The sequence below is a fragment of the Acidimicrobiales bacterium genome (assembly GCA_036270875.1).
GTDB lineage: Bacteria > Actinomycetota > Acidimicrobiia > Acidimicrobiales > AC-9 > AC-9.
This window is the reverse complement of sequence record DATBBR010000016.1, coordinates 17198-31176: the sequence shown is the minus strand read 5'-3', so window position 1 is coordinate 31176 and position 13979 is coordinate 17198. Positions and strand designations below refer to the sequence as shown.

General features: G+C 70.1%; 16 protein-coding genes, 4 tRNA genes and 1 pseudogene. 3 read left to right on the top strand and 18 right to left on the bottom strand.

Features of this window, described 5'->3' with window-relative positions; all coding sequences use genetic code 11:
* The 12 genes and pseudogenes from VH112_01680 to VH112_01625 form a co-directional block, all read right to left on the bottom strand.
* On the bottom strand, window positions 1-105 hold a 105-nt coding region (locus VH112_01680), incomplete at its 3' end, for a 50S ribosomal protein L7/L12 (protein HEX4538925.1).
* A 97-nt stretch (window positions 106-202) separates the two neighbouring features.
* Window positions 203-970, bottom strand: a complete 768-nt coding sequence (gene rplJ / locus VH112_01675) for a 50S ribosomal protein L10 (protein ID HEX4538924.1) — start codon at window positions 968-970, stop codon at window positions 203-205.
* A gap of 158 nt (window positions 971-1128) precedes the next feature.
* Window positions 1129-1854, bottom strand: a complete 726-nt coding sequence (rplA, locus tag VH112_01670) for a 50S ribosomal protein L1 (GenBank protein HEX4538923.1) — start codon at window positions 1852-1854, stop codon at window positions 1129-1131.
* Window positions 1855-1864: 10 nt separating this feature from the next.
* Entirely contained in the window at window positions 1865-2293 is a 429-nt protein-coding gene (gene rplK, locus VH112_01665) for a 50S ribosomal protein L11 (protein HEX4538922.1), read from the bottom strand.
* Between the two features lie 26 nt (window positions 2294-2319).
* Window positions 2320-2847: pseudogene (gene nusG, locus VH112_01660) on the bottom strand (transcription termination/antitermination protein NusG).
* 304 nt (window positions 2848-3151) lie between these two features.
* Complete coding sequence (gene secE / locus VH112_01655) at window positions 3152-3436, bottom strand: preprotein translocase subunit SecE (GenBank protein HEX4538921.1); 285 nt, start codon at window positions 3434-3436, stop codon at window positions 3152-3154.
* Between the two features lie 51 nt (window positions 3437-3487).
* Window positions 3488-3560, bottom strand: a tRNA-Trp gene (locus VH112_01650).
* Complete coding sequence (locus VH112_01645) at window positions 3551-4000, bottom strand: hypothetical protein (protein HEX4538920.1); 450 nt, start codon at window positions 3998-4000, stop codon at window positions 3551-3553. Before VH112_01645 ends, VH112_01650 begins: the two co-directional genes overlap by 10 nt.
* On the bottom strand, window positions 3990-4574 hold the full coding sequence (locus VH112_01640; protein HEX4538919.1) for an RNA polymerase sigma factor: 585 nt from the start codon (window positions 4572-4574) through the stop codon (window positions 3990-3992). Before VH112_01640 ends, VH112_01645 begins: the two co-directional genes overlap by 11 nt.
* A 37-nt stretch (window positions 4575-4611) precedes the next feature.
* Complete coding sequence (gene rpmG, locus VH112_01635; protein HEX4538918.1) at window positions 4612-4776, bottom strand: 50S ribosomal protein L33; 165 nt, start codon at window positions 4774-4776, stop codon at window positions 4612-4614.
* Window positions 4777-4815: 39 nt separating this feature from the next.
* A tRNA-Met gene (locus VH112_01630) sits at window positions 4816-4892 on the bottom strand.
* Between the two features lie 7 nt (window positions 4893-4899).
* Window positions 4900-4972 (bottom strand) — tRNA-Thr (locus VH112_01625).
* A gap of 114 nt (window positions 4973-5086) precedes the next feature.
* On the opposite strand from VH112_01625, the gene VH112_01620 reads away from it, so the two are divergent.
* Complete coding sequence (locus VH112_01620) at window positions 5087-5569, top strand: GNAT family N-acetyltransferase (GenBank protein ID HEX4538917.1); 483 nt, start codon at window positions 5087-5089, stop codon at window positions 5567-5569.
* Here the strand turns inward: VH112_01620 and mptB are convergent.
* From mptB to VH112_01600, 4 genes are all read right to left on the bottom strand, one after another.
* Window positions 5554-7140, bottom strand: a complete 1587-nt coding sequence (gene mptB, locus VH112_01615) for a polyprenol phosphomannose-dependent alpha 1,6 mannosyltransferase MptB (GenBank protein HEX4538916.1) — start codon at window positions 7138-7140, stop codon at window positions 5554-5556. The genes VH112_01620 and mptB overlap by 16 nt on opposite strands.
* Before the next feature lie 193 nt (window positions 7141-7333).
* Complete coding sequence (locus VH112_01610; GenBank protein ID HEX4538915.1) at window positions 7334-8158, bottom strand: G1 family glutamic endopeptidase; 825 nt, start codon at window positions 8156-8158, stop codon at window positions 7334-7336.
* A 130-nt stretch (window positions 8159-8288) separates the two neighbouring features.
* The gene (locus VH112_01605) at window positions 8289-8669 is read right to left on the bottom strand and encodes a RidA family protein (protein HEX4538914.1); all 381 of its coding nucleotides are present in this window, start codon (window positions 8667-8669) and stop codon (window positions 8289-8291) included.
* Between the two features lie 82 nt (window positions 8670-8751).
* Window positions 8752-8833, bottom strand: a tRNA-Tyr gene (locus VH112_01600).
* An 81-nt stretch (window positions 8834-8914) separates the two neighbouring features.
* Between VH112_01600 and VH112_01595 the strand changes: the two genes are divergently transcribed.
* Window positions 8915-9403: a YajQ family cyclic di-GMP-binding protein gene (locus VH112_01595; GenBank protein ID HEX4538913.1), complete on the top strand. Its 489-nt coding sequence runs from the start codon at window positions 8915-8917 to the stop codon at window positions 9401-9403.
* A gap of 29 nt (window positions 9404-9432) precedes the next feature.
* Here the strand turns inward: VH112_01595 and VH112_01590 are convergent, their stop codons facing one another.
* Window positions 9433-10290, bottom strand: coding sequence for a zinc metalloprotease HtpX (locus VH112_01590; GenBank protein ID HEX4538912.1), 858 nt, complete (start codon window positions 10288-10290; stop codon window positions 9433-9435).
* A gap of 78 nt (window positions 10291-10368) precedes the next feature.
* Window positions 10369-10875, bottom strand: coding sequence for a hypothetical protein (locus tag VH112_01585; protein HEX4538911.1), 507 nt, complete (start codon window positions 10873-10875; stop codon window positions 10369-10371).
* 55 nt (window positions 10876-10930) lie between these two features.
* On the opposite strand from VH112_01585, the gene VH112_01580 reads away from it, so the two are divergent.
* Window positions 10931-13978, top strand: coding sequence for a phosphatidylglycerol lysyltransferase domain-containing protein (locus VH112_01580; GenBank protein HEX4538910.1), 3048 nt, complete (start codon window positions 10931-10933; stop codon window positions 13976-13978).
* The last annotated feature ends 1 nt before the right edge of the window (window position 13979 follow it).

The window sequence follows — 13979 nt, the reverse complement described above, 5'->3', positions numbered from 1 at the left end:
CGCGGCACTGACCCCGAAGCGCTCCTCGAACTCCTTGAGCAGCTCGCTCAGCTCGAGCACCGACATGTTCGCGATCCCGTCGAGGATCTCTTCCTTGGTTGCCACTTCGATTGCTCCTTTTGCTCTTCTCTCGTTCCTCGTGGTGACCCGGCTCGGCGCCTCGGCCCGGTTCTACGAAATCCGGGCCGAGGCGCCGACCAGATCACCCGGTCTCGTCGGCCGTCTCCGCCGAAGTCTCTGCCTCGCTGGTCTCGCTGGTAGGGGGGCTGGGGGTGGCTGCTGGTTCCTCTTGTGCGCTCGCCTCGGGCTCGCCCGCGGCGCTCGAATCGGTCTCGCTGGCGGGCCCGGAGGGAGCGGCATCGGCGGTGGCCGCCCTGTCGTCAGAAGGGCGGTCAGCGGCGGGTGCCGCTTCCTCACCCCGCTCGGGCTCGCCAGCTTCGGCGGGGGCGCCACCGCGCTGCTCGATCAACGCAGACACGCCGTACGCCAGGTTCTGGGGGAGCGCCTGGAGGAGGCCGGCGAGCTGCTGCATCGGGGCGGCGAGGGCGCCCGCGACCTGGGCCAGCATACGGTCCCGGGAGGGGAGCTCGGCCAGGGCCGTGGCGTCGGCCGCGGACAGGACGTTCTCGCCCAGGAGGCCGCCCTTGACGACCAGATGCGGGTTCGTGCGGGCGAAGTCGCGGAGGGCCTTGGCCACTGAGGCGGCGTCGCCATCGACGAAGGCGATGGCGGTCGGTCCCTCCACCAGCGGCTCGAGGGGCTCGAGACCGAGGTCCCTCACGGCGAACCGCACCAGGGTGTTCTTGTAGATCTTGTACTGGCCCCCGGCTTCGCGCAGGGCGCGGCGCAATCCGGCCAGCTCGGCGACGTTGAGACCGCGGTACTCGGTCAGGATGGCCGCGCTGGAGGAGGAGAGACGCGTCCGTACCTCTTCGACCAGGGCGACCTTCTCGGCCCTCGGGTTCTCCATCGCGCTCCTCCTCGAGCATCTCCATCGCGGCCTACGGCGACGAATGCCCCCGGTGCTCGAGGGTTCGCCTCGTCGGGCGGGCCTCAGCCCTTTCAGCGCCATGTCCAGGCGCACCGGATGTCTGCGGCGACCGGCGATCGGTTGTGGGATTCAGGCTACTACGCGGGGACGGCCAGCTCCTCGTCGTCGATGCGGAGCCGGTTGGGGTCGACCGGCACGCCCGGACCCATGGTCGATGCGAGGGTAACCGAGCGGATGTAGCGACCCTTGGCCGCCGCCGGCTTGGCCCGCTGCAGCTCCTCGATGAGCGCCCGCATGTTCTCCAGGAGCTGGGATCGGTCGAAGGAGACCTTGCCGATCGGCACGTGGACGTTGCCCACCTTGTCGGTCCGGTACTCGACCCGCCCGCCCTTGAACTCGACGACGGCGCGCCCCACCTCCGGGGTCACGGTGCCCGTCTTGGGGTTGGGCATGAGCCCCCGGGGTCCGAGGATCCGGCCCAGCCGACCCACCTGGCCCATCATGTCGGGCGCGGCGATGGCCACGTCGAAATCGAGGAACCCCTCGTTCTGCACCCGGGCGGCCAGCTCGGCCCCTCCGACGATGTCGGCTCCTGCGTCCCGGGCCTCGGTGGCGGCGTCGCCGGTCGCGAAGACCGCCACCCGCACGGCCTTGCCCGTGCCCGCCGGCAGGCTGACCGTTCCCCGCACGATCTGATCGGCCCTGCGAGGGTCGACCCCGAGGCGGACGGCCAGCTCGACGGTCTCGTCGAAGCGCGCCGTGCCGAGGCTCTTCACCACGTCGACCGCCTCGGCCGGCGTGTGCAGGCGCTGGCGGTCGAACCGCCGGCCCGCATCGGTGTAGCGCTTTCCTCTGGATGACACCGTCCGCCTCCTATCGAGCCACGCTGATGCCCATCGACCGGGCCGTGCCGGCGATCTGGCGCTTGGCCGACTCCAGGTCGTTGGCATTGAGGTCAGGCATCTTCACCTGCGCGATCTCGGCCAGCTGGGCGTCGGTGACGGTACCGACCATCTCCTTGCCCGCCGTCGCCGCCCCCTTCTCGGCGCCGGCCGCCTGTCGCAGCAGCACCGGGGTCGGCGGCGTCTTCAGGATGAACGAGAACGACCGGTCCTCGAAGATCGTGATCTCGACGGGAATGATCGTGCCCCGCTGGGCCTCGGTGGCGGCGTTGTACTGCTTGCAGAACTCCATGGTCTGCACGCCGTGGGGGCCGAGGGCGGTCCCGACCGGGGGCGCAGGCGTGGCCTGGCCGGCCGGCAGCTGGATCTTCACGATGGCGACGACGCGCCTTCTGGCCACTTCGGGTCCCTTTCCTCCGCCGGCGCCTAGAGCTTGGCGACCTGGCTGAACTCGAGCTCGACCGGCGTCTCCCGTCCGAAGATGTTGACGAGCACCTTGAGCTTGAGCTGGTCTTCGTTGATCTCGGCGATCTGCCCCGAGAAGTCGGCGAACGGGCCCTCCCTGACCCGCACGGTCTCGCCCACCTCGTGCTCGAGGCGGGGCCGGGTCTTCTTGACGCCCTCGGCACCTTCGGGCTTGACCTGCAGGATGCTCTCCACCTCGCGCCGCGACAGCGGCGTCGGCTTCGTGCCTGGGCCGACGAACCCGGTCACCCCGGGCGTGTTGCGCACGACCGACCAGGAGTCGTCGTCGAGCTCACAGCGGGTGAGGAGGTAGCCGGGGAACACCTTCTTCTGCACGACGACCTTGCGGCCGCCCTTGAACTCGACGACGTCCTCCATGGGGATCACCACCTCGTAGATCCGATCCTCCATGTTCATCGACGAGATCCGGCTCTCGAGGTTGGACTTCACCTTGTTCTCGTAGCCGGCGTAGGTGTGGACGACGTACCACTGCCCAGGCCGGTCGTACGGGCTCTCGGCGACCCGCTCTTCCTCTTCCTCCTCGGGGAGCTCGTCCTCGGCGGGGGCGGCGTCGGCGGGGCCGGTCTCGAGCGCATCGGTGAGCACGGCCGCCGTCGACTCCTCGGCCGCCGACTCCTCGGCCCTCGACTCCTCGGGCACCGGCTCCTCGGCCGCGCGCTCCTGGACCTCGCCCTGAAGGGGCTCGGTCGGGGTGCCGTCGCCAGCACCGCTCGCCACTGCTTCGGCGGGGCTGTCGGGGGGGAGGGTGGGATTGTCGCTCATGGTGTGAAGCTCACGCGTTGAACAGGAACAGGACGGCCTTGGAGAAGAGGTAGTTGAGCAAGAAGATCATGGACACGAGTACCACGAGGGTAACGAGCACGACGGTCGAGTAGTTGATGACCTCGGGCCGGGACGGCCAGGCCACCCGGCGCAGCTCGTTGCGGACCTCTCGGAGGAACTCGGCCGGGGTCGTGCGCCGCGGGGTCTCCCGCTGACGGCTGGGAGTCGGCTCGCTGACCGGGACCGCCGGCTCGGCCGCGACGGGGCCCTGGTTCTGGCCTTGGCGTTGCAGCATACGTTTGGTCTGACGGTTCACGGCGATCCTCGGCTCCGGTCACCGGGCGAGCAGGGCAGGAGGGACTCGAACCCCCAACCGCCGGTTTTGGAGACCGGTGCTCTGCCTATTGAGCTACTGCCCTTGGGGGCTCCGAGTGAGGATAGCACCGGGCAAACTGCTGACCGCCTGCGGCACCCGGCCTGCCAACGGCCATCCGACCAGGCCCACCTTGTGGCCGCGGCTCCTGCTGGCGAGGACGACGACCACGCCGGCGGTGGTCGCCGCCCCCGCTGCGGCCGTCAGGCCGGCAACATAGGCCATGCGCCGCCCAGCGAGCGCAGAGCGGATGGCGCCCCGCTGGGCCGCCTCTTCGATCCCAGTGAGGATCCGACCCACCGTCCCGGGAGGCGGCTTGGCCCCCTGGGCCCGCATCTGGTGGAGGACCCGGAAGAGCTTGCGGTACTGCACGAGCTCGGCCTGACAGCGCAGGCAGGTCTCGATATGGCGAACGACCTTGCGATCCGCCGTCTCCAGGCCGTCCATGATCTGGGGCAGGGCGTCGACGACCTCCTCACACCGCACGAGCCCGCCCCTCGGCCAGTCGCTCCCCCCGCGTGGGGAAGAGCCGTTCGCGCAGCTTCTTGCGGGCCCGGTGCAGACGGACCTTGGCCGCCGCCTCGCTGATGCCGAGCTCGGAGGCGATCGCCTCGTGGGGCAGGTCGTAGATGTCCCGCAGCACGACCACCGCCCGCAGGCGGGGCGGGAGGTCCTGGAGGGCGATGGCGACCCGGCCGAGCTCGAGCGTGACCCCGGCCATGGCCTCGGGATCGCCGTCGATCCGGCCGTCGACGACGGGCGCATCCCGGTCCAGCTCCTCGTGGCGGGCCCGACCCCGACGCACCATATGGGTCGTTGCGCAGTTGGCGGTGATCCGGTACATCCAGGTCGAAAAGGCGGCGTCGCCCCGAAATCGCTTGAGGGACCGGTACGCCCTCAGATAGGCGTCCTGGAGCACGTCGCAGGCGTCGTCCTCGTTGCCTGTCAAGCGGAAGGCCAAGGCGTAGGTGTCGGCATATGTCTCCCGGACGAGATCGTCGAACGCCGATCGCTCGCCCGATTTGGCCCTGGCCACGAGCTCGGCGGCGGCGTCGCCCATCAGCTGTCCGACCTCCGAAGGCCCGCCGCCGTTACCATCAGCGGGTCTCGCGGTGCAGCGTGTGCTGGCGGTCCCATCGGCAGTACTTCTTCATCTCGATGCGCTCGCGATCATTCTGCCTGTTCTTCATCGTGATGTAGTTGCGGCGCTTGCACACATCGCAGGCCAGGGTGACCTTCACCCGCTTGTCCGTCCTGGGCACGGAATGGCCTCCTTTCACACCGGTGACTGTCGGGCTTGCTGGTAGCGGCGGTCGGACTCGAACCGACGACCCCACGATTATGAGCCGTGTGCTCTAACCAACTGAGCTACGCCGCCAGGAATGAGCCCCCTGTCGGAATCGAACCGACGACACCAGCCTTACCATGGCTGTGCTCTGCCGACTGAGCTAAGGGGGCCGTGGCGGACCTGGCCGGCCGCAATCCCCGATGATAGCCCCGGGCCCGCCAGCCGGTCCCAAGCGGACCCCGGAGGCCAGCCCCGGACGGATGGCAGTGGATAGCGTCGACCACATGCTGATCCGGCTGGCCACGCTCGCCGACGCCGAGGCCATCCTGTCGATCTACAACCGCGAGATCCTCTCCGCGGCGACGTTCGACATCGTCCCCCGGAGCCCGGAGGAGCAACGGAGCTGGCTGGCCGAGCACGCCGGCGCCTATCCGGCCGTCGTGGCCACATCCGGGAGCTCCGTCCTGGGCTTCGGGTCCCTCTCGCGCTACCGCGACCGGCCCGCCTACGCCACCACGGTCGAAGACTCGGTGTACGTGGACAGCGAGCGGCGGAACCAGGGCGTGGGGCGGGCCCTGCTGGCCGAGCTCACCCGTCTGGCCACGGCGCACGGGTTCCACACCGTGGTGGGTCGCGTCGTCGGGGACAACCAGGCCTCCATCGCGCTGCACCGATCATGCGGGTTCGAGCTGGTGGGGATGGAGCGGGAGGTGGGACGCAAGCTGGGTCGCTGGCTGGACGTGGCCGTGCTTCAGCGAATGCTCTGAGTCGCCTCCGGGACGGGGGCGGCGGGCAGCGTCCGTTCGAGCAGGAAGCGCCGAGCCCGGCCGACGGTGCGGCCGAAGGGGGTGGTCACCGCGAGGGTGACCAGCAGGACAGCGATCGACAGCAGCACGTAGGCGACGTTGTTGCGGCTGAGCTCGTCCAGCAGGAGGCGAGCCCCCGGCAGCTCCAGGAAGGAGACGCCGATCGACAGCCCGATCAGCACGCCCCAGGCCCGTCCGGCGGCTACCGGAGCGAGCAGGATCAGCCCCCAGGCCACGTACCAGGGCTGCACCACGGGCCCCAGGACCACGATGGCGAGCAGGGTGAGGGCGAGGGCCTGCACAGTGCCGATCCGGCGGCTCCGGAGGAACAGGAGCGCCCCGGCCGCGGCGGCAGCAGCCAGCCCGAGGCCGCGTGCCAGCGAGAGAATGGCGTGCGGGCTCGGCCCCACGCCCAGGGCGTGGAAGAGGTGTCCACCCCACGTCCCGAGGAAGGTGGTGGGGGCGATCATGGAGCGGACGGCGTCGGGCGTGCCGAGGGATGTCACCCAGCCCCATCCCATGCCGGTCACGTTGGCGAGCACCGCCATCACCCCCCCGGCGATGAGGCAGGCGGTCAGCAGCGGCCGGACCCGTTCTCGCCAGGGCACGTCAGTCCCGAGCCAGTCCCACCCGATGTAGAGGATGCCGACGGCGGCCGGAACCTTGATGCCGACGGCCAAGGTGCAGACCACGATGCCCAGCACGGGTCTTCCCCGTTTGGCCAGGGCTACACCGGCGACGAGCAGACCGAGCATCAGGGCGTCGTTGTGGGCCCCCCCGATGAGGTGGAGGAGGGTGATCGGGTTGAGGACGGCCAGGGTGAAGGCCGTGGCGGGATCGCGCCCGCAGGCCTCGGCCAGCTTGGGGATGAAGACGGCCATGAGGACCACGCCGACCAGAGCCAGGAGGCGCAAGCCCACCACGGTCGCCAGCGGGTTGTGGCCGGTGAGGGTGACGAGCAGGCCGTCTACCCGCAGGAAGAGCGGACCGTAGGGTGCCGGGGCGTTGCCCCACAGCGGGTCGACGTTCGTCACGTACGGCCCCGCACCCAAGGTGCTGGGGCCGTACTGATAGGGCGTTATCCCGTGGGTGACCATGTCGCCCTGGGCGGCGTAGCTGTACACGTCCCGGCTGAACAGGGGGGGCGCCACGAGCAGCGGCAGCACCCAGATGGCGAAGATGACGGCCAGCTTCTTCACCGGCACGCCACTCTGGCGGTCGAGCACGCGGGCCAGGTCGTACCAGACCCTGGAGAGCACCAGCATCCCGGCGAACACCAGCACCAGGCTGAGCAGGAGGCCCTCGGCGTGCCCGCCCGGATTGGGGATACCGAAGTACCAGGCATCGGGCTGCTTGAGGGTGAAGGGCGACGCGGGCTGGGACGCCCCGATGGTGATGGCGGTGGTGGCGAGGAAGCCGAGGATCGCGGGGCGAACCAGGCTCGGGGCCCGCGGGTCGGACGCTGCGCCGTCCTGCCCGTCGGTGTCGCCCGGTCGTGCCCGGCGTCCTGGATCCGCCCACAGCTGTCGCATCGCCCTCGCCCTGTCAGCTCAAGCCAGGCCCACATCCGGCCACTCGCTGGCACCGGCCGGGGGCCGACGCCCGCATTACGGTTAGGTTACGTTACCCCAGCCGGGCGCGGCGAACACGTACCCGTTCTGCGACAACGACGTCGGCCCGGCCTTGATGGCCGGGCCGACGACACGGTTGCGTTGGCAGGCAGTGCTAGCAGCTGGTGGCGTAGGTGCAGACGCTGAACCCATCGGCCGTGCTGTTGGGTGCCGACGGGGTGGCGAGGACCTGGCCGCTCGTGTTGACGAGCTGGATCTCCTCCGAGGCCTTGAGACCGGCGGCCGCCGAGTTGGTCTTGGCCGACGAGAAGGTCGCCCCCGAGAGGTTGGGCATGGCGGCGAGGCTCGTGCCACTCGTGCCGATCAGCGTCGGGGTCTCGGTGATCCACTCGGCCGTCAGATGGGTCGAGGGATAGGGCACCGTCTGGCTGAAGGACTGACCAGTGGTGACGTCCTGGATGGTGATCGTCCACAGCTCGGTCAGGGGCACGAGCTCGGCGATGTTGGCGTGCATGTGGTCACCCGGGTGGACGCTCATGGTGCTGATCGTCAGGCTCGGTGCCGGGATGATCTCCCACCAGGCCGAATAGCTCGGCGTGCCGTTGGCCGCGACATCCTGCTCCGTGCCGGTCTGGATCAGGGTGGGGTCCGGGACGGTGCACCCGGTGTCGACGCAGCCACCCCCGATGCCGATCCAGCTCGAGGAGTTCTCCGCCTCCCCGGCCTTGTGCTGGGTGGCCGTGGGCACGTTCCAGTCGCCTGAGATCTGGCTGAACAGCTTGCTTCCCTGCTCCAGGGTCCCCTGGTTGTAGCCGGACCAGTTGTTGGACTTGTTCGCTCCGAAGGGGAGGAGCAGGCGGTGGTACTGGGCTGGGGTCGAGGCACCGGCCGCGGTGGCGGATCCAGCTGGTGCGGCGGCGAAGAGAGCTGTGGCGAGCGGTAAGACGGACAGGATGGCGGCACGGCGCAGGGATCGCATATGCACGTGTTTCGGCGTTGTTTCCTGTTTTCCTCGTCGCATCATCCAGTCTTCCCCCACTTCGGCCGTTTTCACTCGCCCGAGGGATTGGGCTGGGTGTCTCGACTAGTTAGAAGGAACTAGTTGGGCGTCAGGAGCCCCGGTGGGCGATGCAGTCCAACTCGACCGCGGCGCCGAGCGCCAGACCCACGCCGCCGACGGTGATGCGGGCGGGCGGATCCCCGGTGAACACCGAGAGATAGGCCTCGTTCATCGCCGGTCCCGTCGCCATGTCGGCCAGGAAGACGCTCACCTTCACGACGTCGTCGAGCGTCGCGTCGCACGCCGCCAGTATCCGCTCGACGTTGCGGAGTGCCTGAAGCGTCTCCGGACCGGTGCCTCCCGGCGCCAGCTCGCCGGACTCTCCCACGGTTCCGAGGGCTCCCGAGACGTAGACGTGGTCGCCGGTCACGGTCGCGTGCGAGAAGGCGGGCAGCCGCCACAACCCCGGGACGTTCACGCTCCTGCGCATGGCGCCGGACCTTAGACCCGAGGGCCCTTCGACCCGACAACATGGCGCAGCGCTCGCCCCATCGTCATGGGCCAGCCAATTGTGGGCCGGGGAGGATTTGAACCTCCGAAGGCAACGCCGGCAGATTTACAGTCTGCTCCCTTTGGCCACTCGGGCACCGACCCGCGCTGCGCACGATACTGCAGGGTCCTGACCGCCCAGGCAGGCTGGGCAGCGAGCACCCGACCGGGCGATAGCTTGAGAGCATGCCGACGTTCGACATCGTCTCCGAGGTCGACTTCCAAGAGGTCCGCAACGCCGTCGACCAGGCCAACCGGGAGGCCTCGACCCGCTTCGACTTCAAGAACACAGACTCCAGCGTCGAGCTGGCCGACCGTGAGCTCCGACTGCGCTCGTCCACCGAGGACCGACTCCGGGCCCTGCATCAGGTGCTGGAGGAAAAGCTGGTGCGGCGCCAGGTCTCGCTCAAGGCGCTGGCCGCCGGCAAGGTGGAGGAGGCGGCCAAAGGGTCGGTCCGCCAGTCCATCACCGTCAACGCAGGCATCTCCGCTGACCACGCCCGCCGGCTCAACCGCTTCGTGAAGGACATGAAGCTCAAGGGCGTCTCGTCCCAGACCCAGGGCGACCAGCTGCGCGTGTCGGGCAAGAAGCGCGACGACCTTCAGGCCGTGATCGCCGCCGTGAAAGCCGAGGACTTCGGCATTCCCCTCCAGTTCTCCAACTTCAGGGACTGAGCCTCGAAGTTGGGCCGGCCTCGCCGGCCTCAGCTACGCCACTGACCCGAGCGGAGGCGGGCGATGCGCTGCTCCGTCGGCGGGTGGGTCATGAACAGGTTGGCGAAATTGACCCGCCGGCCACTCAGTGGGTTGACGATGAACATGGAGGCCTCGGCGGGGGGGACGTTCATGGGGACGGCCTTCACGCCCGCTTCGATCTTGGCCAGCGCCCGAGCCAGCGGCTCGCCGTCTCCGAGCAGTCGCGCGCCCGACCGGTCGGCCTCGTACTCGCGGCTGCGGGTCAGAGCCAGCTGGAGCAGGAAGGCGGCGATCGGGGCGAGGATGACGAGCGCCAGCGTGGCGAAGATGTTGTCGCCGCTCTCGCCGTCACCTCCGGTGAAGATCGTCGTCCAGAGCGCGATCCGGGAGACGAACGTGATGCCCATGGCGACCGCGGCGGCCACCGAGCCGATCAGGATGTCGCGGTTGCCCACGTGGCTGAGCTCGTGAGCCAGCACCCCCCGCAGCTCGTCCCAGTCGAGTATCCCGAGAATGCCTCTCGTCACGGCGACAGCCGCATGCTTGGGACTGCGGCCGGTGGCAAAGGCGTTCGGCTGCATCTCGGGGGTCACGTACAGCCGCGGCATGGGCATGTCCATGCGCTGGGTCAGCTCCCGCACTATCCGGTAGTACTCGGGCATCTCCGCCTCGCTGACCGGGGTGGCCCGCGCCGCCTTGATGGCGATGGTGTCGGAGAACCAGTACGAGGCGCCCGTGATCACCAGACCGATGACCAGGCCGATCGCCGCGCCACTTGAACCGCCGACACCGAACCCGATGACGATCAGGAGGCCGCCGAGGGCAGCCAGCAGTACGTATGTCTTGAGGGTGTTCCTAAATCCCATCGACCACCATTCCTCGTTTTCTACCCACCAGAACGTCCGGCTACGGTGCTTTCGTTCCTGACGGGCCGGCTCCCGGGCTCAGTCGTAGTAGCCCGAGTGAATGTAGAGGCACGGGACTCCTTCTCCGCGGAACATCTCAAGGTTACGCCGGTCGTCCTCGAAGGCGAGCAGCAGCCGGAACCCGTATGCCCGCAGGTCGGATACGGCCTGCCTCTTGAAGTGGCGAGCCGCGTCGTAGTCGCCCAGCTCCCTCATCACCAGCAGGTCCCAACGCAGCCGGTAGCGGTCGAGCCAGGCCAGCGTCTGGGGTTGGACCCGTATGGGCCTGGCCGTCACGAGGATGATGGCCAGCTCCTTGTCCAGGAGGTCCAGCAGGCGGTCCACCTCCTCGATCAGGGGATCGTCCCCGCACGCGTCGAAGAAGGCGTTCCAGTCCCGCCGGGGCGACTCGAGATAGTGCTGACGACTGGCGGCGTCCGAAAGCACGCCGTCGAGGTCGAAGATCACGGCGGGCCCCGGGGGGACGGGTTCGGCCGCCCACCTCCAGTTGTCGGGCGGCTCGAACGGCGCCGTCGCCTCGGGCATGGCGACGCAGCCTATTGGTCGGCGCCGGCCTGAACCGCTGCCAAGATGGCTGGCGATGGCCTGCGACGGCACCCTCGTCGACGAGCTCGATGTCGAGGTGGGCCTGGGCGGCCGAGCGCTGGTGGTGAGCGATCTGCTGCTGGGGCCCTCGGCGACGCCCGCCTCGGCGTCGGCCGCGACCGACCTGGCCCGCGCCATCGAGGCGTGGAGCGGCCCGGGAGCCCTCATCGTGGCCGGCAACCTCTTCGAGCTGTTGGTCGCCGAGCCCCCCGATGCCGGGTCCCCCGATGCGGGGCCGGATCCCAGGGCGGCGCTGGACGCACACCCGCGGCTGACGCGGGCGCTTCGGGCCTTCGGCGCCGGCGAGAGCCGGCGTCTGATCTGCCTGCCGGGGAGCCGGGATGCCCGGCTGGCCTGGGACGCCGCCGCCGCCGGCGGCGTGGCGGGCGAACTGGGCGCAGAGCTGGCCCTGGCCGTCGAGCTGTCGCTCGAGACCGGTGCCGGTCGGCGCCGGGTGCGGGTCGAGCCGGGCCATCGACTCGACCCCCGTCACGCGCTGGCCGATCCCCGCAACCCGGCCTGCACCCCGGTCGGCCACCACTTGCTGGCCGACATGCTGCCCGCCCTGGGCGGGGCCCGATCGTCCTGGCTCCGCGGCGTCGACCGCCTCCCGGAGCCGTCCAGCTTCCCCCGCTTCCTGGCCTCGCGGCTGGCGTACCGGCGGGTTGCTCGACACGCCTGGTGGCTCCTAGTGCCCTTCGCCGTGGCCATTCTCCTGAAGGTCCCGCTCTCCTACCTGTGGGCGGCGCCGGCCCAGCATCTCTCCCATCTCGGCGCCTGGCCCCGCCGCCTGGGCCTGGTGGGTCTCACCACGGTCCTCGACCTGGTGCTGGTGGTGCTGGCGGTGGCCTGGGTGAGCCGGCGCACCTGGGCGGCCATGGGAGGGGTCGCCCTGGGCAGCTCCGGCGACGACCCGAACGACGAGGCACGCGCCGAGGCCACGGGGCTGGTCCGAGCCGGTCACACCGGGCTGGTCACGGGCCATACCCGGCAGCCCGAGCTGACCCTCCTCGGGCCGGGCTTCTACGCCAACCCTGGGGCGGTGGCCGAGGTGGTCGACGAGTGCCCTGCCCGTCTCGGGCTGCCGCCGGTCTTCCTGCCTCGCCGGCAGCTGTCGTGGGTCGAGCTGGAGGCGGGAGCGGAGCTCCACGCCCGGCTGCTCCAGGCCCGCCTCGACCTGCCGGGCGCCACGTTCATCGAGCGGATGGCCGCCCGGCGCCGCCCCATCGGCGACGCGCACCCCGCGGTCGTGGCCACCTTTCCCCACGGTCCGCCGTATCCCCAGCTCGCCGACCCCGCCTCTCGCCAGCGCCTCGTCCGCCGCCTGGCGGCCGTCGCCATCGCCCTCGCCGGCGTGGTCAACCTGGCTTCGGCGGTGACCCCGCCGTTCCGCAACCACCTCGACTTCGTCGTCGACGTGGTGCCGCTCTCGGTCTCTCAGGCCGCCTCGGCGCTGGTTGCCCTCGCCGGCCTGGCCCTCCTCGCCCTGGCCCGCGGTGTCCGGAGGGGCCAACGCCAGGCCTGGACCGTCGCCCTCGGCCTCCTGGTGGGCACGGGCGTGTTGCACCTGGTCCAGGGCGGCGGTCTGGAGGAGGCGGTCATCGCGCTGGCCGTGGCGTGGTTCCTGTTGGTCAATCGCTCGTCCTTTCCGGGGGCCGTGGACCGGCGCTCGCGAAGGAGGGGCGGTCTTGCGCTCCTGGCTGCGACTGTGGTCGTCACCGCGGTGACGACCACGTCGATGGAGGTGGCGCTGGCGCTCCACTCCCACACCCGGCCGCTCGGCATCGTGCGGGCCCTGGAAGCGGTCGCCGGGCGCATGATCGGGCTGCGAACGGTGGCCCTCCCGCACCGCCTGGACGAGTTCCTCGCACCCACACTTTTCGCCATCGGACTGGGCCTGGCGATCGTGGCCCTGGTGCTCGCCTTCCGGCCCGTTGTGGACCGGCGGCTGGTCGGCCCCGGCAGCCAGCAGCGGGCCAGGGACATCGTCCGCCGCCACGGAGAGGGGACGCTCGACTACTTCGCCCTCCGCCACGACAAGGTCCACTTCTTCGACGGCGACAGCGTGGTTGCCTATGCCGTGTACGGGGGCGTCTGCCTCGTCTCGCCCGACCCCATCGGCCCCGAGGCCGACAGGGACCGGCTCTGGTCGTCCTTCCGCGCCTTCGTCGACAACCACGGTTGGACCCTGGCCGTCCTCGGTGCGGGAGAGGACTGGCTGCCGACCTACCGGTCGTCCGGCATGCACGACCTCTACCTGGGCGACGAAGGCGTCGTGGACATCACCCGCTTCTCGTTGCAGGGCGGGCGCAACAAGGGTCTCCGGCAGGCCGTCAACCGCATCGCCCGCTACGGCTACACGATCTCCTTCCACGATCCGGCCCACATCGAGGCCGCCCTCGCCGACGCGCTGCGCGACGTCATGACCCGCAGCCGGCGCGGTGACGTCGAGCGAGGGTTCTCCATGACCCTCGGGCGTCTGTTCGACCCCGGCGACGTGGGTCTTCTGCTGGCAGTGGCCACCGCCGCCGACGGCACGCCCGTCGCCTTCTGTCAGTACGTCCCCGCGCCGGGGATCAACGGGTACTCGCTCGACCTCATGCGGCGCGACGACGGCGACCACCCCAACGGCCTGTTGGACTTCGTGATCGTGGAGACGATCGAGCACCTGCGCCAGCTGGGCATGCAGGGGCTGGGGCTCAACTTCGCCACCATGCGCTCGGTGCTCGCCGGTGAGACCGGCGACGGCCTGCATCGCCGGGTCGAGCGCTGGATGCTCCGGCGAATGTCCTCCTCGATGCAGATCGAGTCGCTCTGGCGCTTCAACGCCAAGTACGACCCGGACTGGCAGCCGCGCTACGCCGTGTACCAGTCGCCCGAGCAGGCGCCGGCGGTGGCGGTGGCCATCGCCCGGGCCGAGTCGTTCTGGGAGCTGCCGCTCATCGGGCGGTTCCTGGTCCCCGACGCGTCAAAGACCGACACCCAGAACGGGGACGAGCGCGCCGAGCCGGCGGAGCAGACGGCCAGCTCGGCGAGCCGCTGAG

What these genes read in the sequence shown, in the direction of transcription:
- mptB (HEX4538916.1), bottom strand. Translation starts at nt 7,140, where the DNA reads ATGCGACAGCTGTGGGCGGATCCAGGACGCCGGGCACGACCGGGCGAC.
- rplJ (HEX4538924.1), bottom strand. Translation starts at nt 970, where the DNA reads ATGGAGAACCCGAGGGCCGAGAAGGTCGCCCTGGTCGAAGAGGTACGG.
- VH112_01605 (HEX4538914.1), bottom strand. Translation starts at nt 8,669, where the DNA reads ATGCGCAGGAGCGTGAACGTCCCGGGGTTGTGGCGGCTGCCCGCCTTC.
- VH112_01620 (HEX4538917.1), top strand. Translation starts at nt 5,087, where the DNA reads ATGCTGATCCGGCTGGCCACGCTCGCCGACGCCGAGGCCATCCTGTCG.
- secE (HEX4538921.1), bottom strand. Translation starts at nt 3,436, where the DNA reads ATGCTGCAACGCCAAGGCCAGAACCAGGGCCCCGTCGCGGCCGAGCCG.
- VH112_01590 (HEX4538912.1), bottom strand. Translation starts at nt 10,290, where the DNA reads ATGGGATTTAGGAACACCCTCAAGACATACGTACTGCTGGCTGCCCTC.
- VH112_01585 (HEX4538911.1), bottom strand. Translation starts at nt 10,875, where the DNA reads ATGCCCGAGGCGACGGCGCCGTTCGAGCCGCCCGACAACTGGAGGTGG.
- VH112_01640 (HEX4538919.1), bottom strand. Translation starts at nt 4,574, where the DNA reads ATGGGCGACGCCGCCGCCGAGCTCGTGGCCAGGGCCAAATCGGGCGAG.
- VH112_01610 (HEX4538915.1), bottom strand. Translation starts at nt 8,158, where the DNA reads ATGCGATCCCTGCGCCGTGCCGCCATCCTGTCCGTCTTACCGCTCGCC.
- VH112_01595 (HEX4538913.1), top strand. Translation starts at nt 8,915, where the DNA reads ATGCCGACGTTCGACATCGTCTCCGAGGTCGACTTCCAAGAGGTCCGC.
- VH112_01580 (HEX4538910.1), top strand. Translation starts at nt 10,931, where the DNA reads ATGGCCTGCGACGGCACCCTCGTCGACGAGCTCGATGTCGAGGTGGGC.